Here is a 19,442-nt window from a genome sequence, read left to right on the forward strand (position 1 = left end):
TTAAAATTAATGAGGTATCTTTTTCATGTGCGCATATTCAACACATATAACATCTGATATAACCATCAAAGGATATGGATGACTAGCATAATCATGACGACTATGATAATAAATGTATTCATCTACATAATGAATCTTTAAATCTCGATTTGATGTAATCATATAAATCTTAGGTTTTGTTTTTACATTTTTAAAAGGTTTTGTACGTTCAAAAACACGCTCAAAATAAGTACCCGTATCAGAAAAGATAATGATCAAATGATCCTGATTAGCATGTTCCATATATTCCGCCTGTTCTATAAATTTAATACATGTAAATATATGTTTACCACTCGTCTGTAAATCATATTGTAAATTCAAAGCCACATTCTCTGATTGACGATAACCAAAAGCCGCAACTTTATGATATTGTGAAATATCCTTGACAAGTTTTTGAATAGATTCTTCATCTACACTCAGCAAAACAAGTTTTAAGTTTTCTATAACACTCTTTATATAAGATTTCATTGGTTGATTGGAATCATAATCTTTAAATTCATATTTTTCTTTCATTGTTTCATGACTGACACCAAATTTCGCAATTTGGTTTTTAAGTGCGTTAAAATCACTCATCCCTATATCTCTACAAAATCTAGAAATACTTGAATTAGAGACATAGCAATTTTTGGCCAGTTGGGATACTGAACAATCTTCTAAATCTTCTATGTTTTCAATAATATATTTAGCAATTTTATAATTATTACTTCCAAAAGGTTCACTATTAATCATTGACGATAAAATAATCATTAAATTAAACATATGACATCACTCACTTTTTCTTATTATACACTAATTATAAATATGTAAAAAGCTCTTTTATTCAAAAGAGCTTTTAAATACGTTCAAATTGTTGTATACCCCAGGTATGAATCATGTTATAGAGAACAACATCTATGATAATAACAGCAACAATCACACTATACATATACACTGTAATAGACATGATATCTACTAATAACATAGCATAAACCATCACTAACAAAATAGCTATTCCCATTGAAATAAACATGGTAAGTGTTACAGGTAAACTTTGTTTAACACAAACTGTCTCATTAACCCAGTCAAACTTAGGTCTCCATAAGTTTAAAATTAAACCTAAGAAATCAATTAATAATGTAAACAATATTGGAACAACTAATACAATAAGACTATCAAACAAGCCTATTCCTGTCACAAAAATCAAAACTAATGATAATAAAAGTCCTGCTGGTACGCATAACAAGAAATGCATTGCTAATTTGGCATTTAAAATATCTTTAGATGCAATAGGTAATGATTTGATAATCCAAAAACGATCACCTTCTAATGATATAGAGGAAGCACTAATCATATTTAATGATGATGTTCCAATCACAATTATGCAAAGAATTGGTGTTACAAATTCTCTAATTTGAGGCAATTGCGTTATAATCATATGAACTTCATCCTTGTAAAAAAGAATAAAGACAGCTGCAATGACACATAAAACAATTCCCATCGCTCCATTGAGCATAACCATGGCATTAGATGTAAAATGTTTCACTTCTCTTATAATTAAGGCTTTAAATAAAGAATTCTGTTTCATTGGTTTCGCTTTATAAATTGCCTTTTTGACTTTAGGTTTTGTTGTGGCCATTTTAATGAAATTAACAGAAAGAATATAAATAGCAATCACAAATGGAATCACTGCACATAACAAATAAATGATAAAGCTTATCACATTGCCTTCACTTAATGCCAGACTCAAATGATACAGTGGAAACATTGAACTTTCAATAGCTTCTGCTATTGTCTTTCCGTTTTCTAAGAGCCATGTCATATATGTTTGAATAGAATTCACTGCATACATATATAAACCAAATGCTCCTACAAATAAAACAACAGAGATTATTGTTTTAAAACGATGAATCTTTACTAGCACATGTGCTAATATCCAGCTAAATAAACAAGATATAGCTAATACAAATAATGGTAATGTCAAACAAACACCAATAAACATAAGAATTTCAATTAAATTCATACCGACATTTGTGATATAAATATAAAATGCAGGTAAAGCAATAAGTGTTTCGTATACATAATTTAAAATCAAAATTGTAAAAACTCGACTTAATAAGACATCTCTATTTTTGATTGGCATAGAGAGTAATAACTCATTATCTTTGGCTTCATAGATTTCATGGTGCGTTAAAAAGATACTTCCAATAAAACAAAACACAACGATAAATAAAGCCATTAAAGCAAAATAGAGCCATTCAATACCCATCATTTGAAGAGGTTCTATCACAGTATAGAACATCATACCAAACATACCAATAAACACAACACCTATATAAGCAAACAATAAACCATATAAAATAAATTTCCCAACACTACTTCCTTTTTTCTTAGAACTTGTTGTTTGTCTTAATAAAATACCTTGTAATCTTATTTTAATGAGTGTCTTCAGCATCGTCATCATCCTCCAGTTCCAAGAAAACATCTTCTAAGGATTCATCACCAATAATATCCTGTGTTTTCCCACTGACAATGAGCTTACCTTGTTTAATAATAGCAATGCGATCACAAAGTTTCTCAGCAACTTCTAAGACATGTGTTGAAAAGAAAATAGCTCCACCTTGATCACAATGTTCTCTCATTAACTGTTTTAATAAATGGGAAGCTTTAGGATCTAATCCTACAAAAGGTTCATCCATAATAATCAATTGTGGCTGATGAATAAATGCCGCAATAATCGCTAACTTCTGTTTCATCCCATGTGAATAAGCACTAATAGGTTGTGCCAAGTCACTTGTTAGATCAAAAAGATCTCCATATTTTGAAATACGTTTTTCTCTTTCTTCCTTTGAAACCTGATAAACATCAGCAACAAAGTTTAAGTATTGAATACCTGTTAAGTATTCATATAAATCTGGATTATCAGGAATATAAGCCATAATTTGCTTACATTCTAATGCATGACTCTTCATTGATTTTCCATCAATAATGATTTCACCCTCATCAAAAGGTAAGATGCCTACGACCGCTTTTAATGTCGTTGTTTTCCCTGCACCATTATGACCAATAAAACCATAAATATGACCTCTTTCTATATGCAGTGATAAATCATCAACTGCTTTATACTGATCATACTTCTTTGTGAGATGTTCAATCTTTAACATATCATATATCCTCTCTTTCTATAAAATAATTACTTAAATTATTTTATATTATTATTTTATAATTAAATTATATATCAGTCAATATCTTTATAAAAAAGATAATAAGAATATATATATAATCCAATTGTTATACCTATTGCACCTACGATAATCAGGATATATATATTCTTAGCCTGTAATAATGTTCCTATCGCAATCATGAGTCCCAATAACACAAAACAATAGCCAGCTATTCTATGTGTCTTGTCCCAAACAAAAGAACTTGCCAGTGTCCAAGGCGTCTTGATTCCTAAAAAGTAATTTTGAGGTATTTTAGGAAAATAGTTTCCTATACCAATAAACAAGAAAGCTATCATCAATAAAACAAAATTTTCACCATCTCCAGGAAAAATAATCATGTATTCAAAAAAGAAAGCCAAAATAATAAAGAAAGTGGTTAATCCATATTGAAAAATATGATATATTTTTTCTTTTCTCATTAAATTTTCTTGTTTAGGGTCAATACTTTTCATCAAACTCATGCCATAATAAACAACGATTGGTAAAAAAGCGAAAATGAGCATCCAATAACGACTTCCATAACAATCAACCTGCCATTTCGTTGTCCAATGAATGGGTATGATTTGTGGCATAAAGAAAATAGTCATCACAAAAAGACATATAGATAGCCATAGAAATATATCATAAATCTTCAACCTCATTTTTTATTCCCCCGATATCTATAAAATTCAAAAACCATTTCATGACATCCTGAAAAACAGACATATCAATACTATAAACAATATTTTGTCCCTGTCTTTCATCAACAATCAATCCTGCTGCCTTTAAAATTGATAAATGATGAGATATAGATGGTTTCGTCATCTGAAAACAATCAGCTATCTCTCCAGCATTTAAAGGCTTCTCCTGTAATAATTCAAGAATCTTTCTTCTCGTAGGATCACTTAATGCTTTAAATGCATCACCCATAAATCTCCCTCCTTTTATTTAGATATTTATCTAAATATCTAATTTTATTGTATCATATGCTTATCTATTGTCAATCAAAACAAAAAGGTTATTAGAAATTCAACTTTTAAAGTTTATTTCCAATAACCTTTCAATGTATTTGATGCTTAACTATTATTCAGCAACTTTTTGTTCTTTAATAACTTTAGCAATTGATGCGATTACATCTTTTTCATCGTCACCTTCAGCTACGATTTCTACAGTAGCTTTAGTAGGAACACCTAAAGACATAACTCCCATAATTGACTTCAAATTAACTTCTTTACCATTGTAACATAATTTAATATTGCTAGTAAATTTGCTAGCTTGGTTGACTAAGATAGTTGCAGGTCTAGCATGTAATCCAACTGGATCTGAAACTACGAAAGATAATTTTTCTGCCATCTTATTGACTCCTCCTTAATAAATTTATAGTATTATTATAACACATTTCAATTACTTTTCCATACATTTTGAAAAGATTTTAATACGCTTTCATAATATTTTTTTGTCAAGTGTTTTGATGATTTTTTACAATTCATTTATAAACATTTTTTAGTAAAAAAAGCATTGATAAAAAGCCAATATTTAGATAAAGATGAAAAAAGAAGAACATTTTGATATATTCTTCTTCTCATTTATTTTTAATATGGTTTTTGAGCAACAACAAGAAATTCATGTGTTGTCATTTCAAAATATTGGTGATCTTTAATATCTTTTAAAGCCTGTAAATAGAAGACCTGAAATTTATTCACATTAGCTAAATCTGGAGAAACTTTTTTTAAGTATTGATGTATAGCTTGAATACTATGAAAACGAATTGTTCCATAATCTTCAAATTTATGAATAATACGCATACCAATACTTTCTAAAGTCTGAGCACAATTTTCAGCATCCCAAGACCCTTTCATACGAAATGGCATATAAAGCTGAATAAATTCCTTTAAGTTGGCTGTTCCATGTTGATCAACAATAAAATAGCCACCTTTTTTCAAAACTCTATTCATTTCATTTTTATCATAGTTACATTTTTCACACATCAAAACATCTATTTTTTCATCTTTAAATGGCATTTTACCTGTAGGTGTAAGAGTTGTCACTTTAACTGGAGAATCAGATGGAAATTTATTTTGAACGAATTGTGAATCGGTATACGGTTCCACCACATACATAGCTTCTGGTACAGGCTGAAATTCACTCGCAAACTCTCCAGCATCTGCACTTAAAATAGCTAAATGATCTTCTGCAGATAAATATTGTCTTAAAACTTCTGTTTCATCAAAGCTTTTTGGTGATAATGTATAATCATTAGCTGCTTCAGAATTTTGTGAGAAATTCTGTAATTCATTTTGTAATAAATGTGCATCTTCAATTTGTCTACGACATCTTTTCTTACTATAGAATAAGATTGCATATTGAACTATAGCATCAGCCACAATCCCCATTGCTAAAAACAAAACAAAGTAAATAAACCAACTCAAACTAAACAAAGGTGCTGGTGATGAAATCAAATAACAAAAGAAACATATAAATACCATATAACCAACACGATTATAGCTAAATGGTTTATCTAAAGATAAAAACCAGTTTATATTATTCATCTTTTCCATTTTATTTCTTGTGATTTCAAAAAAGACAACCTGCATCAAAAATAAAATCGCAATAAATACTAATAATAAAATAATTAAATACTCCATATAGACTCCTTATTCTATGCTTTCTCCTTCAATCGTATAATAATGATATCCATTAGATAAATAACCTTCTTTATGGAATGTTAAGTCTCCTTCAATAGAAAAGACTTCTTTCATATCATTATTGATATCATAAACATAGCTTCTTCCATTTTTATTTAACATTAAATACTGTTCATCACCATATTCAATGATTGGTGTTTCTGGTAAAGATGTGTATTCTACAGGAAAGATTTCTTCTCCTGTACTATCTACAATACCATATAATCCACTTTCATTATAAACTGCATAATATGAACTGCCTATGTACTCCATACGATAATATATATTTTTTGTTAAAATTTCTCCTTGATTATTAATTAAAGAATATCCTTTATCACTTGCCATCACAATTGCTGTTTCACAGCTATCAAAAGTATTGGCCTCTATATAAGTCTGATCAATAACTTTTTGATTATCAAAATTATAATATACATATCCCTGATCTCGCACATATACAGGGAAAATTTCAAAATATAATTCCTGCACTTGAGGATATAACTGGCATTCCTCAAATGTCCCTATTAACTTTCCACTTTTATAAATATTATGTGGACCATAAATGCTCTGTTCTCTTTCCAGATATGTTTGAGCATCATAATAATAACTATTAATCAATATTGGATCATTTCCAACCGAATAAATGTATGTGACATCATCAGCTGTTAATAAAATATTTTCTTTATCATCAAAGTAAGCATCCTTAATAACAATCTCATGCTGATAGAACTTTTTATTAAGAATATCAACATAAACCATACTCTTTGTTTTCGCATCATTTAACACACATCCATTATTGTTTTGTGCTAAAAACTCATATTGACCTTTGCTAATAGTCAAATGAAAATCTTCTTTGTCTTCATCATCTGCAAAATAATAATATTCATTTTTATCTTTAAAACCAATCAAAGCTGATTGTCCATGACTGTATTCATCTGCATATGAAACTTCATCTTGTCCATTATAAAGTTCCTCACCATTTTTATACAGAACTATATAATTTTGATCCTGTTTGATAACTGGCAAACCACTTTTCATAATTTGAGTTTGGTCCCCAGCCTGATATAAAACATTTCCTTCATCATTGAGTACATATAAGTTTTCAGATACAAAAACATTCTTCACTTCTTCTTCCTTAACTTCTTCGTCATCTTTTTTCTCTTCTTCTGTCTTTTGAGTCGCATAAAACATTTGACCAACGCTTTCTAATGTTTCATACTCACCCATTTTGATAATTTCTTCTCCTTCTAAAGAAATCAATCCAACTTGTTTATCCTTGTTTGTAACAATATAACCAATACCATCTATTTTCTGATATGATTCATACAAATAATCAGTCAGTTTTTCACCTTCCGAATTGTACAGAGCACTTAATTTCTGATCATTTTCCAGCATAAAAACTGTTGTCTGTTGGTTTTGGGAACATCCCACCAACAAAAAGAGTGCTATTAATCCAAAGAATAATTTCTTCACATTCATTCCTCCTTAATTGTTCCTAGTATATCACAAATTCATCTTTTTATCATTGTTTTTTCAAACAATCAGATTATAATATAAATAAAGAGGTGAAAAAAAATGAACGAAACTTTACAAACGATTGCTCAAAGAAAAAGTTGTCGTAGTTATCAATCAGAGATGATTAAAGATGAAGAACTTCAAGCTATTTTACAGGCTGCAATTCAAGCCCCTAGTGCTATGAATAGACAGCTATGTGAAGTCTTTGCGATAACCAACCCTGAATATATCGATAAACTGACAGATGCTATTAAGACTGTTTACGAGGAAAGAGGAGAAAAGAAACCTGATACTTATCATTTTTCTTACCATGCTCCTGTTCTTCTCATTGTAAGTGGTCCTGAATACGACTCTAGACGCGTAGAAGATGGAAGTTGTATGCTAGAAAATATATTCTTAGCTGCCACAAGCTTAAATATTGGTTCATGCTGGATTAACCAGTTACGTGACACACAAGATGTAGATGAGGTCAGAGAAGTCCTCAGCCAGCTTGGTATCCCTCATAACCATCAGGTTGTCGGATGTGCTGCTATTGGATATATGAATCAGGACGCACCTGCCAAAGATAAAAAACAAGAAAGAATTCATATTGTCAAATAAAAAGAGATTTCAATTTAGAAATCTCTTTTTATTTTGGGTATATGTAGTAATATTAAGATTAACCGATGTATAGTGGTTGATCATTTCCAACGACTTCACCAGTTTTTGTTGTTGCAACATAATATATTGAAGTATCTTCTGGTTTATAGTAAACCTCTAATGTATCAATAGTTGTCATCTTCACACCTTTTGATTTTACATCCTCTTTTACTAACTTCTCAATAGATGTTGTTTCAACGTTTTTATTATGAAATTGTACTTGTAATTTAATTTTCACTGCGTCCCCTCCTTAATATTTATTATAAATGAAAGCGTTTTACAATGCAATAGATTGCTTCATTTACCTTCATCAATATACCACTTTTTTTAGAAATACTCAAATTTTTATTGGATTTTTTGTGAATTTCTTGTATTTATTTGTAAATTCACTGAAAAATAATATCATAATTTTGATATATAAAACACTTTTTATCAATTTAACTTATTACCGAAAAACCTATTTAACATATTTTCATATTCTTTTCGTACTAGCATCATAGGATTATCAAATCAGACTTTCGTATAATTTCATTAAAAATGAAGTATAGAAAAAATCACTCATTGAGTGATTTTATCCATTCATCTTTTTTGTATATGCTTTTCTTCTTTCGTTTTCAGTTAATAAACGTTTTCTTAAACGAATGTTCTTTGGTGTCACTTCAACAAGTTCATCATCATTAATATAATCCAAGCATGCTTCAAGGTTGAAAACTCTTGGTTTCTTTAAAACAACTGTTGAGTCTTTTGTTGAAGAACGTGTATTTGTCAATTGTTTTCCTTTTGTGACATTGACAACCAAATCATTGTCACGACTATGTTCACCAACAATCATACCTTCATAAACTTCTACACCTGGTCCAACAAACATAACACCACGATCTTCTACACCACCTAAGGCATAAGCTGTTGTTTGCCCAGTATCAATAGAAATAAGAACACCTAACTGTCTTTCTCCAACAGTGGCACCTTCCATTGGTCGATAATCCAAGAAAGAGTGGTTAATAATTCCATATCCTTTTGTCATAGTTAAGAAGTTTGTCATAAAACCAATCAAGCCACGTGAAGGAATAATATATTGAACTTTTGTCATTCCACTATCAGATTCCATATTTTCTAATGTTCCACGTCTAAATCCTAATGACTCAATAATACTTCCAATACATTCATCTGGAGCTTCAATAAAGACTTCTTCATATGGTTCACATTTCACACCATCTATTTCTTTAATAATAACTTTTGGTTTTGAAACCTGTAATTCAAATCCTTCACGACGCATATTTTCAATTAAGATAGATAAATGTAATTCTCCACGTCCTGAAACAATCCATTCTTCTGCATTAGGCACTCTTTCAATCTTTAAAGATACATCTTTATTTGTTTCTCTAAATAATCTTTCTTCAATTTTACTTGCTGTAACAAATTTACCTTCTTTTCCTGCAAATGGCGACGTATTTGTTCCAAAAACCATTTGAATCGTTGGTTCATCAATACGTAATAATGGTAATGGATCTTCATGTCCGATTGAGCATACTGTTTCCCCAACACCAATATCAGCAAGTCCTGCAATCGCAACAATATCCCCAGCACTCGCTTCTTCAATCTCAATTCTGTGTAATCCTAAGAAACCAAAAAGCTTTTGAATTCTAAATTGTGTTTTTGTCCCATCTGCACGTAAACAAACAACTGTTTCATTGACTTTGACTTTTCCTCTTTGAATACGTCCAATTCCAATACGTCCTACATATTCATTATAATCAAGTAAAGCAGGCTGGAATTGTAATCCACCTTCTTCATCAACCAATGGTGCTGGAATTTCATTGATAATCATATCAAATAAACAATCCATATTAGGAACTTGAGTAGAAATATCAGGATCCAAACTAGATGTTCCCATTAATGCTGAAACAAAGACAGTTGGAAAATCTAACTGATTATCATCAGCTCCTAATTCCATGAATAATTCTAAAACTTCATCCATAACTTCATGAATACGAACAACAGGACGATCCACCTTATTAATAACAACAATAGGTTTTACCTTTGCTTCTAATGCTTTCTTTAAAACAAAACGTGTCTGTGGCATTGTTCCTTCATAAGCATCAACAACCAATAAAACACCATCTACCATATTCATGATACGTTCAACTTCTCCACCAAAGTCAGCATGCCCTGGTGTATCCATAATATTAATACGATAATTTTTATAATGAATAGCTGTATTTTTAGCTAAAATAGTAATACCACGTTCTCTTTCAATGGCATTTGAGTCCATTGCTCTTTCTGCAATTTGTTCATTATCTTTTAATGTTCCAGATAATTTTAATAACTGATCCACTAAAGTTGTTTTACCATGATCGACGTGAGCAATAATAGCTATATTTCTAATGTTTTCCATTTATTTCACTCCCTTATTTGCCTTTTTGATTATAACACAATTCATTGAAAAGACAATACAAAAAGCTTTGCTCTTTTGTGTATATAAGCATATTTATTATAAAAAGAAAACAGAGACTATTTTGTCTCTGATGTTTGTTGTGTTAAAAAATTATATGTTAATTGAATAACCTGATTGATATGTTCCAATTTATCATAATTATGAGTAGCTCCTTCAATAGGATAAAAAATTGGATTAACAAATCCTTTTAAATACTTTTCCGATATTTGAAAAGGAACTGTTGTATCTTCTGTTCCATGAATAATCATCAAATCGTTCTGATAAGTGTCCAAATCCTGATACAAATTTCTAGAAGTTATGTCATCAACAAATGCCTGAGAGATTTCAAAACCTCCATGATCATAGAATGGAGCCTCTTCTACATGTCCCTTTAAATATTCAATAGCTTCTGGCAAATTAAAGGCAGGTGCCCATAGACACATTTTAGAAATATCTTGAGGGAATCTCTTTGCTACTTCACTGGCAATAGCTCCACCCATGGAATGACCTAATAAATAAATATCTGTCACACAGTCCATTTTCTTAACTTCTTCTAAAATAAGAAGTGCTGAAGATAACTCATTTTCAAAAGTCATATCTCTAAAATCCAAGTCAGATTGCCCACTTCCTAAAAAATCCATACGAATGGTTCCAATGCCTTGTTTTTCTAATAAACGAGATAATTTTACATAAGAAAACTTTGTCCCTGTATTTTGTCCAGTAAACCCATGAAAAATTAAACAGACAGGAAATTTTTCTTGTTCTGGCACATGAAAAAAGCCACGCATAACCCCTTGAGACGTCTGTATTTCATAATATTTTTGCATACTATTCCCCTTTCAAATGTTTAGAGATGGCCTCTGTCAATAAAGCATAACCATCCTCATTAATATGTAAACCATCGATAAAAACATCTTCTCTAAGTTTTTGATGTTCATCGTAGAGCGCTGAAAAGACATCAATATAATCCACATAATCATAAGGTATAACTCTTTGATATTCAGAAATCAACATGTTTAAAATATCATTACTTCTCAGTCCCTGATGCATAGATGCATAGCCATGAATCTTTTCCACACATGGAATAGGACTGATTAAATGAATCTGACATTTAGGCAAATTATAATGAATGATTTCGACCATTTCTTTCACATTTAAAGCAATGTCTCTTGGACTCGCCATAACAGTATTACCCAAATCATTTGTTCCAATAAATATGTAAACCTGACTTGGATGATATTTGATAACACCTTCATCTAAAAAATGCAACAACATATCTGAAGTGATACCACCAATACCACAATTATAAACATGCCCTAAACTTTTAAAAATATGTTCGACATCATAATACTCAATAATAGAATCTCCATAGAAAACAATATTATTGTCTTCTACATATCTTTGTTGTTGAATAATTTGAATCATTCTTTTTAAAACTGATTCTCTTAATTGATAAATATTTGTATCAAATTTCATATTTTCTCTCATAGATTTCACCTACCTGTTTCCATTATACCATAAGTTATATGAAGATAATTTGAACACATAACATATAAATCAAAGTTCCCCCAATAATAGATAAAAGTGTATTCCTTTTCAATAAATGTAATAAAACAACACTTCCAACACCTATGATTTCACAAATACCATGATTTCCACTCAATAAATCAACACTTCTTAAACAATACACCACAAGCATTGCCATAATGGCATAAGGTAAAACATCACCTAAGTATTCTATGATAGGATAAGCTTTATTTTTAAACACTAAAAAAGGTAAAACTCTTGTGATAAATGTAATAATGGCTATCACACAAATCAATAATATTTCATACATGATTTTGTCCTCCTTTGTGATAAACATAAATCAAACTGAATACAATTCCAATCATAGATGGAATAATAAAAGCTTCACTTCCAAAAATCAATAAAGATACAATACTAATACCAAACCCAATATATGTATAAAGATGTTTTGTTGAATTCAAATACTGATCTACGACAATCACAACAAAGAGTGCTGTCATCGCAAAATCAAGCCCTGTTGTATTGATTGTTAACATTGAACCAATAAGAGCACCTATCACACTTCCTAAAATCCAATAACATTGATCAAATAAAGAGATAAAAAACAAATAATACTTTTCTATACACCCTTCTGGTGCTTTAGCACTGACCAATAGTGAATATGTTTCATCTGTTAATGAAAAAATCATATAGGGTTTGAGTGCTCCCATATTCTCAAACTTCTTAATCATTGATAACCCATAAACCAGATGTCTGGCATTGATTAGAAGCGTCATGATGATTGTATTGATAATAGAAGCCCCGGAAACCAGCAAATTAATGGCAACAAACTGCATACTTCCAGCATAGATAAAAAGACTCATAAAAAGTGCATATAAAAATGAATAGCCATTACTTTCCAATAATATGCCAAATGCCATTCCTAATACAATATATCCCATCATCACTGGTATGGAAGCAACAAAAGCCTCTTTAACCGTTTTCTTCATAACTTCAACCCCCAAATCTGTATGGATAATATTTTATCATTATTCATTTCTTTTGTTAAACATAAATATATCATTTTGTATCGAAAAATATAAAATCTATTTCTATTTTTGGCATTTTCATAAATAATCTATCTATTTATTGTGTAAACATAGATATAGAAAAAGGGCACAATCAATGTGTCCCATTTCATATTTAAGTATATTATGATTTATTTTTTGATTAAAACAAGTGATTCATATGGTTTTAAAGTGATTTCATCTGATAAAGTTTGGCGATGAACATTTGATAATAAAATATCATATTGTGAAGCATCTATATGAATAGATGTTGTCTCATCACCATAGAAATGATTATAAACAACAATTTCCTGATCTTGATATTGACGTTTGTATGCATAAATTGTTGGATGATCTAATAATAATGGTTCATAAGTTCCTAAACTAATCACTTGATATTGTTTTCTTAATTGAATCAGTTTTTGATAATAATAGAATACTGAATCTTCATCCTCTAGATTTTTTTCAACATTAATATCTTTATAATTGTAGATAGGTTCTATCCATGGTTCAACATCACTAAATCCAGCATATGCCTGATCATTCCATTGCATTGGTGTACGCGCATTATCTCTTGATTTGCTTAATAAAATCTGATAAATTTCTTCATCTGAGACACCATTATCTTTAAGAATCTGATATGCATTTAAGCTTTCAACATCACGATACTGATGAATATCTGTGAAATAAGCATTTGTCATTCCAATTTCTTCACCTTGATAAATATAAGGTGTTCCTCTTAACATATGGATTGTTGTTGCCAGCATTTTTGCTGATTCCTTTGGATAATTCTTATCGTCTCCAAAACGTGAAAGAACACGTGGTTGATCATGACAGCACCAGAATACAGCATTCCATCCATGTCCTTCTTGCATACCTAATTGCCAATCATTTAATAGCTGTTTTAATTCTTGGAAATCAAATGGCATCAATGTCCATTTTTCTTTATTTTTATAATCAACTTTTAAATGATGGAAACTAAATACCATAGAAAGTTCCTGATTATCAGGATTTGTATATCCTACACAGTTTTCAAGAGAAGTTGCTGACATCTCTCCAACAGTGATAATATCATCATATTTTCCAAAAGAATTTTGAGAAAGTTCATGAAGATAAGTATGAACCAATGGTCGGTCTGTATAAAATCTTTTTCCTACACCTTCAAAGTCATCTTCAAAAGATTCTTTATCAATCAGATTAATAACATCAAATCTAAATCCTTTAACACCTTTTTCAATCCAGAAATTCACAATATTTGCCATTTCTTTTCTGACTTCTGGGTTCTTCCAATTCAAATCAGCCTGTGTTTCATCAAAAAGATGAAGATAGTATTCATCAAATTCTTCTACATATTTCCATGCATTTCCACCAAATTTAGATTCCCAATTCGTTGGTGGATTTCCATCTTTTCCTTTTTTAAAGAAATAATAATCTTTATATTTAGGATCTCCTGATAAAGCTTTTTGAAACCATTCATGATAAGTTGATGTATGATTAAAAACCATATCAAACATCAAATAAATATTTCTTTTTTTTGCTTCAGCAATTAATAATTCCAAATCTTCCATTGTTCCATAACGAGGATCAACAGCATAATAATCTGCAATATCATATCCATTATCGTTTTGTGGTGATACAAAGATAGGATTCATCCAAATATAATCCACTCCTAGTTTCTGTAAATAATCTAAATGTTGGATAATACCACGAATATCTCCTAATCCATCATGATTGCTGTCTTGAAAAGATTTAGGATAAACCTGATAAACAACTTTATCTTGAAATGTCATCATTCTTCATTTTCCCCTTTCCACTTGAAAATATTTTCCTGATTATATTTGACATCCTGTCCTTGACATTCAATATGTTGACCACTTGTAAAGACAACTGGTGAAACGACTGACTTTCCTTGTGATAAAACATAATCTATATTGACTTTTGCTAAAACTTGTCCTTGAGTGACATGATCTCCCTGTTGAACAAATGATTCAAATCCTTCACCATTTAATTGAACTGTATCCATACCAATATGAATCAGTACTTCTAAACCATCTTCACGTCTTAATCCATAAGCATGTTTTGTAGGGAATGTCATGACAACTTCACCACTAAATGGTGCTAGAACTTCCCCATCTTTTAATTCAACTGCAAAACCATCACCCATTAAACCTTATGAGAAAACCTGATCTTCTACTTCACTTAATGGCATTAATCGTCCTTGCATTGGAGAGATGAAATCTTTTTCTTCATGCTTTTGAACGGGAACAGCTAATTTCTTTTTACCAACAATCATTGTTAAAGTAAATGGAATCACAATAGCTACAACCATAGCTAATAAGAAATAAATCCAATATTCTGGTTTAATAGAAATAATTCCAGGTAAACCACCAACACCTATACTAAATGCCTGTACGCCAAATCCAACAGAAATCACTGCTGCTATAGCTGAACCAATCATTCCACAAACAAGTGGGAAACCATATTTCATGTTAACCCCAAACAATGCCGGTTCAGTGACCCCTAAATAACAAGAAATACATGCTGGCACATTGATTTGTTGTGCTCTTTCATCATGTCTTTGTAAAATAGACATAGCTAAAACACTTGAACCTTGAGCAATATTAGATAAAGCAATCATTGGCCATAAGATTGTTCCACCAAACATATTCGCTAATGTTGTATCAATAGGTGCATAAATCAATCCAAAAACAGCTGCAAATAAAACACCAAAGCTTGAAGTTAAACCTCCATAAACAATATCGGCAATAGCATTTCCAATTGCCCATCCAATAGGACCTACAATCGTATGAGCAATAATGACTGCTGGGACCAATGAACAAAATGGAACAATAATCATACTAATGACACTTGGTGTCACTTTTCTAAAGAATTTTTCCAAATACACTAGAACAAATCCTGCCATCATCGCTGCAATGACCTGTCCCTGATAACCAATCATTTGCACTTGCGCAAATCCAAAATCCCATACTGGAATTTGATCAGCTGGTGTACTGGCAACACTAAATCCATTCAATAATTGTGGAGAAACAAGCGTTAATCCTAATACAATCCCTAAAATTTCTGTCGTACCCATTTTCTTTGTGATAGACCAAACAATACCAACTGGCAATAAATGGAAAACAGCTTCACCAATCAGCCATAAAAAACTATAAGTTCCTGCCCAGAATTGTGAAATATCTGCCAGACTTTGTGTTCCATTATTAAAGAAATTAATTTCTCCAATAATATTTCTAAATCCTAAAATTAAACCTCCACAAATCAATGCTGGGATTAATGGAGCGAAGATTTCTCCTAAAGCTCCCATCATTTTTTGTAGCCATGTCTGATTTGTTTTTGAAGCATCTTTGACTGCATCTTTGCTGACACCTTCAATACCACTCACTTTTACAAAATCATTATAGAATTCAGAAACTTCATTTCCAATAATGACCTGAAATTGTCCTGATTGAGTAAATGTTCCTTTTGCAGAAGGGAGTGATTCAATTTTGTCAACATCTGCTTTTTTAGAATCAACCAAAGCAAAACGCATTCTTGTTACACAATGTGAAACGGCATTGATATTCTCTTTGCCACCTACATATTCCAATAAATCCTTTGCATCTTTTTCAAACTTTCCCATTTTTTCTCTCCTATCTTGTACGTATATGTTTGTCAACAGTAAATATTCATTTCAAACAAAAAAAATAGACGCATTTCACTGCATCTATACTTTCTTTTTTTATATATTACATATGACTTCTTCTGGCAAATTCAACAAACCTAAATTTATCAGGGCGATGCTTTGATTCGGTATATTGAAACAATGTGGCATCTTCTAAATATGTATAACTTTTCACACAGACAAGCAAATCAAAGTCCTGCATATCGAGTATTTCTTTTTCTTTCTCACTTGCCGAAACAACTGTGATTTCTTTTCTGGCAAAAGACACCTTTAACCCAAGATGATTTTCGATATATTCATATATAGAATCTTGAACAATCTCCTGAGTCAAATCAGGAATAACACTAGCATTGATATAATCAATATCTAAGATAATTTTTTCTCCATCAATATTTCTAATTCTTTCAATATGATAGACATCTCCTTCTTGCATATAGAGTTCCTTTTTAAGATACGCAGAGGCTGGAATTTTTTCAAAACAGTGGACAATTGTTTTGACTGTACCCGGCAATGTATGTGATAACTCCTTAAAGCTTGTTAGGCCTGAAACAGGAAAAGCAATTTTATCATGTTCTAAAACAAAGGACCCTTTTCCTTTATTTGTTTGGATATATCCATTTTGTTGTAATAGGGATAATGATTTACGAATCGTATCACGAGAAGAATGATAGATATTCATGAGTTCATTTTCACTAGGTAATAATGTATTCGCCTGAATCTCATTTCTTTCAATCTTCTGTTTTAAATCTTCATATATTTTCTGATACTTACTTGGCATTTGTCCATTCCTCTATTATCTTTTTTAATTCTTTTAAGTCTTCAACAATATAATCACACTGATACTTTTGAAATTCTTCTAAATCTCCATAACCATATAAGACACCAATGCAAGGTATCTGATTCTGATGGGCACCGATAATATCATGTTGTCGATCTCCAACCATGATACAATCCTGATGATTTAATTGTTCCTGTTGTAAACAACAAGCAATAATATCTCCCTTATTTTTAAGACGACCATCTAAAGTAGCTCCATAAATTCCTGTCAAATATTTTGTTAAGGAAAAATGATCAAGAATCTTTTTAGCAAAGACTTCTGGCTTGCTGGTACATACGAATAATTGAAAACCTTGATTGACCAAATCCTGCAAAAAAGCATCAATTCCATCATATAATTTATTTTCATATAAACCCTTTTGAGAAAAATATTCACGATATTTTTCTACAGCCTGCCAGCTTTGCTTTTCATCCATCCCATAATATTCTCGAAAAGACACATCCAAAGGTGGTCCAATAAATCTTTTCAGCGTTTTTAAATCTTCAACTTCAATACCAAATGATTTTAAACTATACGCCACAGAACGTGTTATACCTAAAAATGGATCTGTTAATGTTCCATCTAAATCAAATAAAATATTTTTCATTTCATCAACCCCTTTCTGTTATTATACATGATTTTTTTCTGATTACAAAAAAAAGAACCCACTCAGTGGTTCTTTCTTAGAATACATATTTTTAAAGGGAGTTTTTATGAATTCTATTATCTTTACACTTATAATATACCTTGTCAATATGAACGAGATATGAACAGACATATTTTTTTCCATTTAATTTTCCTTATAAAGATGTTCTGGTATGTCTATATCACAATAAGTCATTAAAGAAATTTCATAACCATGATGAATCCCTCTATAACAAGCATCTTTCCATAATGGATCTATACTATAACCCCTCTTTTCTATTTCTCTAATAATAAACATATGGAAGGCATATAAATAGAGATATGGATAACAAAACACATAATGATTCCCTTTTTTCCAGCCATCTCCTCTTAAATAGCAAATATGAAAATGCTGTTTAAAAAGATCTTTTGTGGAAAGCTGATCAATATCTTCCTGATGACATAATTCTATATCCTTTTCTTTTCTCATATATAAAGTCTATGCTTTTTTCATGAAAATATGCAAAATGAAAGAGATGCTTTGGGGAAGCATCTCTTTCTTAGGGATATATGATAGATTTGAGGGGAATCAATACTATCGTATTTGTCTTTCGACATTTATAATATATAAGAGAAATGTGTCTTTATTATGAACTTTTAAAATTTATGTGGTTTATTTAAAATTTCATGACAATGTCGACAGCGTGGTTCATATCGTTCATCTGCTCCTACCATAATAACAGGATCTTCAAAAGATGCAGGTTGTCCTCCCACAAGTCTTTGTGTACGTGTTGCAGGAGCTCCACATTTAGCACATACAGCTGTCAGTTTTGTAACAAATTCTGCACGTGTGAGTAGTTCAGGCAAAACACCAAAAGGTTCACCACGAAAGTCTTTATCTAATCCAGCAACCATAACTCTTAATCCTTTATCAGCTAGATACTCACAAACATCTACAATATCATGATCAAAAAATTGAACTTCATCTATCGCAATCACTTCTGTATCTGGTTTCACATATTTTAATATGTCTTTAGACTCTTTCACAACAATACAAGGTACCTTTGTCCCAGCATGAGATACAATTTCTTTTTCAGAATAACGATTGTCTATTTTGGGTTTAAAAACAATAATGTTTTTCTTGGCATAAGATAAAACATTAATACGTCTGATCAGCTCTTCTGTCTTTCCGGCAAACATACAGCCACATATCACTTCGAGCCATCCTTCTCTATATTGATTATACATATTCGTCAACC

At 30.8% G+C, this 19,442-nt stretch carries 22 protein-coding genes; 1 reads left to right on the top strand and 21 read right to left on the bottom strand.

The window, feature by feature from the left end; translation table 11 throughout:
* Positions 1-6: 6 nt before the first annotated feature.
* The 8 genes from ACZYT4_RS06860 to ACZYT4_RS06895 form a co-directional block, all read right to left on the bottom strand.
* Positions 7-798, bottom strand: a complete 792-nt coding sequence (locus ACZYT4_RS06860; RefSeq protein WP_463783899.1) for a MurR/RpiR family transcriptional regulator — start codon at positions 796-798, stop codon at positions 7-9.
* 73 nt (positions 799-871) lie between these two features.
* Complete coding sequence (locus ACZYT4_RS06865; RefSeq protein ID WP_463783901.1) at positions 872-2,470, bottom strand: hypothetical protein; 1,599 nt, start codon at positions 2,468-2,470, stop codon at positions 872-874.
* Positions 2,451-3,179 carry an ABC transporter ATP-binding protein gene (locus ACZYT4_RS06870; RefSeq protein WP_463783902.1) on the bottom strand — a complete coding sequence of 243 codons (729 nt, stop codon included), beginning with the start codon at positions 3,177-3,179 and terminating at the stop codon, positions 2,451-2,453. The genes ACZYT4_RS06865 and ACZYT4_RS06870 overlap by 20 nt, the downstream gene beginning before the upstream one ends.
* Positions 3,180-3,253: 74 nt before the next feature.
* Positions 3,254-3,880: an SdpI family protein gene (locus tag ACZYT4_RS06875; protein ID WP_463783906.1), complete on the bottom strand. Its 627-nt coding sequence runs from the start codon at positions 3,878-3,880 to the stop codon at positions 3,254-3,256.
* Positions 3,861-4,148: an autorepressor SdpR family transcription factor gene (locus tag ACZYT4_RS06880; RefSeq protein WP_463783909.1), complete on the bottom strand. Its 288-nt coding sequence runs from the start codon at positions 4,146-4,148 to the stop codon at positions 3,861-3,863. The genes ACZYT4_RS06875 and ACZYT4_RS06880 overlap by 20 nt, the downstream gene beginning before the upstream one ends.
* A 153-nt stretch (positions 4,149-4,301) precedes the next feature.
* Positions 4,302-4,571 carry a phosphocarrier protein HPr gene (locus tag ACZYT4_RS06885; protein WP_087357145.1) on the bottom strand — a complete coding sequence of 90 codons (270 nt, stop codon included), beginning with the start codon at positions 4,569-4,571 and terminating at the stop codon, positions 4,302-4,304.
* 239 nt (positions 4,572-4,810) lie between these two features.
* Positions 4,811-5,863, bottom strand: coding sequence for a class I SAM-dependent methyltransferase (locus ACZYT4_RS06890; protein ID WP_463783914.1), 1,053 nt, complete (start codon positions 5,861-5,863; stop codon positions 4,811-4,813).
* A 9-nt stretch (positions 5,864-5,872) separates the two neighbouring features.
* Positions 5,873-7,372, bottom strand: coding sequence for a hypothetical protein (locus ACZYT4_RS06895; RefSeq protein WP_463783916.1), 1,500 nt, complete (start codon positions 7,370-7,372; stop codon positions 5,873-5,875).
* A 102-nt stretch (positions 7,373-7,474) separates the two neighbouring features.
* On the opposite strand from ACZYT4_RS06895, the gene ACZYT4_RS06900 reads away from it, so the two are divergent.
* Complete coding sequence (locus ACZYT4_RS06900) at positions 7,475-8,014, top strand: nitroreductase family protein (RefSeq protein WP_463783920.1); 540 nt, start codon at positions 7,475-7,477, stop codon at positions 8,012-8,014.
* 58 nt (positions 8,015-8,072) lie between these two features.
* Here the strand turns inward: ACZYT4_RS06900 and ACZYT4_RS06905 are convergent, their stop codons facing one another.
* The 13 genes from ACZYT4_RS06905 to ACZYT4_RS06965 all read right to left on the bottom strand — a co-directional run bounded on the left by ACZYT4_RS06905 (position 8,073) and on the right by ACZYT4_RS06965 (position 19,431).
* Complete coding sequence (locus ACZYT4_RS06905; protein WP_463783923.1) at positions 8,073-8,291, bottom strand: DUF6465 family protein; 219 nt, start codon at positions 8,289-8,291, stop codon at positions 8,073-8,075.
* A 333-nt stretch (positions 8,292-8,624) separates the two neighbouring features.
* Positions 8,625-10,448 (bottom strand): translational GTPase TypA, encoded by a 1,824-nt coding sequence (gene typA, locus ACZYT4_RS06910; RefSeq protein ID WP_463783925.1) that lies wholly within the window; start codon positions 10,446-10,448, stop codon positions 8,625-8,627.
* A 116-nt stretch (positions 10,449-10,564) separates the two neighbouring features.
* Positions 10,565-11,314 carry an alpha/beta hydrolase gene (locus tag ACZYT4_RS06915; protein ID WP_463783927.1) on the bottom strand — a complete coding sequence of 250 codons (750 nt, stop codon included), beginning with the start codon at positions 11,312-11,314 and terminating at the stop codon, positions 10,565-10,567.
* Position 11,315: 1 nt separating this feature from the next.
* Positions 11,316-11,975: an SGNH/GDSL hydrolase family protein gene (locus ACZYT4_RS06920; RefSeq protein WP_463783929.1), complete on the bottom strand. Its 660-nt coding sequence runs from the start codon at positions 11,973-11,975 to the stop codon at positions 11,316-11,318.
* Between the two features lie 34 nt (positions 11,976-12,009).
* Positions 12,010-12,324 (bottom strand): branched-chain amino acid transporter permease, encoded by a 315-nt coding sequence (locus tag ACZYT4_RS06925; protein WP_463783930.1) that lies wholly within the window; start codon positions 12,322-12,324, stop codon positions 12,010-12,012.
* Complete coding sequence (locus ACZYT4_RS06930; RefSeq protein ID WP_463783933.1) at positions 12,317-13,003, bottom strand: AzlC family ABC transporter permease; 687 nt, start codon at positions 13,001-13,003, stop codon at positions 12,317-12,319. The genes ACZYT4_RS06925 and ACZYT4_RS06930 overlap by 8 nt, the downstream gene beginning before the upstream one ends.
* Before the next feature lie 209 nt (positions 13,004-13,212).
* The gene (gene treC / locus ACZYT4_RS06935) at positions 13,213-14,853 is read right to left on the bottom strand and encodes an alpha,alpha-phosphotrehalase (RefSeq protein WP_463783937.1); all 1,641 of its coding nucleotides are present in this window, start codon (positions 14,851-14,853) and stop codon (positions 13,213-13,215) included.
* Entirely contained in the window at positions 14,850-15,224 is a 375-nt protein-coding gene (locus tag ACZYT4_RS06940) for a PTS sugar transporter subunit IIA (protein WP_463783940.1), read from the bottom strand. Before ACZYT4_RS06940 ends, treC begins: the two co-directional genes overlap by 4 nt.
* A 6-nt stretch (positions 15,225-15,230) precedes the next feature.
* Entirely contained in the window at positions 15,231-16,700 is a 1,470-nt protein-coding gene (treP, locus tag ACZYT4_RS06945) for a PTS system trehalose-specific EIIBC component (RefSeq protein WP_463783943.1), read from the bottom strand.
* Between the two features lie 106 nt (positions 16,701-16,806).
* Positions 16,807-17,520: a trehalose operon repressor gene (gene treR / locus ACZYT4_RS06950; protein ID WP_463783946.1), complete on the bottom strand. Its 714-nt coding sequence runs from the start codon at positions 17,518-17,520 to the stop codon at positions 16,807-16,809.
* Entirely contained in the window at positions 17,510-18,166 is a 657-nt protein-coding gene (locus tag ACZYT4_RS06955; RefSeq protein ID WP_463783948.1) for an HAD family hydrolase, read from the bottom strand. Before ACZYT4_RS06955 ends, treR begins: the two co-directional genes overlap by 11 nt.
* A 183-nt stretch (positions 18,167-18,349) precedes the next feature.
* On the bottom strand, positions 18,350-18,673 hold the full coding sequence (locus ACZYT4_RS06960) for a pyrimidine dimer DNA glycosylase/endonuclease V (protein WP_463783952.1): 324 nt from the start codon (positions 18,671-18,673) through the stop codon (positions 18,350-18,352).
* Between the two features lie 167 nt (positions 18,674-18,840).
* Positions 18,841-19,431: a thymidine kinase gene (locus tag ACZYT4_RS06965; protein ID WP_463783955.1), complete on the bottom strand. Its 591-nt coding sequence runs from the start codon at positions 19,429-19,431 to the stop codon at positions 18,841-18,843.
* Positions 19,432-19,442 lie beyond the last annotated feature (11 nt).

Source organism: Massilimicrobiota sp. mt181 (genome assembly GCF_055420065.1).

Bases quoted from the DNA above. Each gene is read 5' to 3' on its own strand.
- ACZYT4_RS06925 (WP_463783930.1), bottom strand. From the start codon at position 12,324: ATGTATGAAATATTATTGATTTGTGTGATAGCCATTATTACATTTATC.
- ACZYT4_RS06875 (WP_463783906.1), bottom strand. From the start codon at position 3,880: ATGAGGTTGAAGATTTATGATATATTTCTATGGCTATCTATATGTCTT.
- ACZYT4_RS06885 (WP_087357145.1), bottom strand. From the start codon at position 4,571: ATGGCAGAAAAATTATCTTTCGTAGTTTCAGATCCAGTTGGATTACAT.
- ACZYT4_RS06915 (WP_463783927.1), bottom strand. From the start codon at position 11,314: ATGCAAAAATATTATGAAATACAGACGTCTCAAGGGGTTATGCGTGGC.
- ACZYT4_RS06865 (WP_463783901.1), bottom strand. From the start codon at position 2,470: ATGCTGAAGACACTCATTAAAATAAGATTACAAGGTATTTTATTAAGA.
- ACZYT4_RS06960 (WP_463783952.1), bottom strand. From the start codon at position 18,673: ATGAGAAAAGAAAAGGATATAGAATTATGTCATCAGGAAGATATTGAT.
- ACZYT4_RS06870 (WP_463783902.1), bottom strand. From the start codon at position 3,179: ATGTTAAAGATTGAACATCTCACAAAGAAGTATGATCAGTATAAAGCA.
- ACZYT4_RS06890 (WP_463783914.1), bottom strand. From the start codon at position 5,863: ATGGAGTATTTAATTATTTTATTATTAGTATTTATTGCGATTTTATTT.
- ACZYT4_RS06965 (WP_463783955.1), bottom strand. From the start codon at position 19,431: ATGTATAATCAATATAGAGAAGGATGGCTCGAAGTGATATGTGGCTGT.
- typA (WP_463783925.1), bottom strand. From the start codon at position 10,448: ATGGAAAACATTAGAAATATAGCTATTATTGCTCACGTCGATCATGGT.
- ACZYT4_RS06860 (WP_463783899.1), bottom strand. From the start codon at position 798: ATGTTTAATTTAATGATTATTTTATCGTCAATGATTAATAGTGAACCT.
- ACZYT4_RS06920 (WP_463783929.1), bottom strand. From the start codon at position 11,975: ATGAGAGAAAATATGAAATTTGATACAAATATTTATCAATTAAGAGAA.
- ACZYT4_RS06900 (WP_463783920.1), top strand. From the start codon at position 7,475: ATGAACGAAACTTTACAAACGATTGCTCAAAGAAAAAGTTGTCGTAGT.
- treR (WP_463783946.1), bottom strand. From the start codon at position 17,520: ATGCCAAGTAAGTATCAGAAAATATATGAAGATTTAAAACAGAAGATT.
- ACZYT4_RS06955 (WP_463783948.1), bottom strand. From the start codon at position 18,166: ATGAAAAATATTTTATTTGATTTAGATGGAACATTAACAGATCCATTT.
- treC (WP_463783937.1), bottom strand. From the start codon at position 14,853: ATGATGACATTTCAAGATAAAGTTGTTTATCAGGTTTATCCTAAATCT.
- ACZYT4_RS06940 (WP_463783940.1), bottom strand. From the start codon at position 15,224: ATGGGTGATGGTTTTGCAGTTGAATTAAAAGATGGGGAAGTTCTAGCA.
- treP (WP_463783943.1), bottom strand. From the start codon at position 16,700: ATGGGAAAGTTTGAAAAAGATGCAAAGGATTTATTGGAATATGTAGGT.
- ACZYT4_RS06880 (WP_463783909.1), bottom strand. From the start codon at position 4,148: ATGGGTGATGCATTTAAAGCATTAAGTGATCCTACGAGAAGAAAGATT.
- ACZYT4_RS06930 (WP_463783933.1), bottom strand. From the start codon at position 13,003: ATGAAGAAAACGGTTAAAGAGGCTTTTGTTGCTTCCATACCAGTGATG.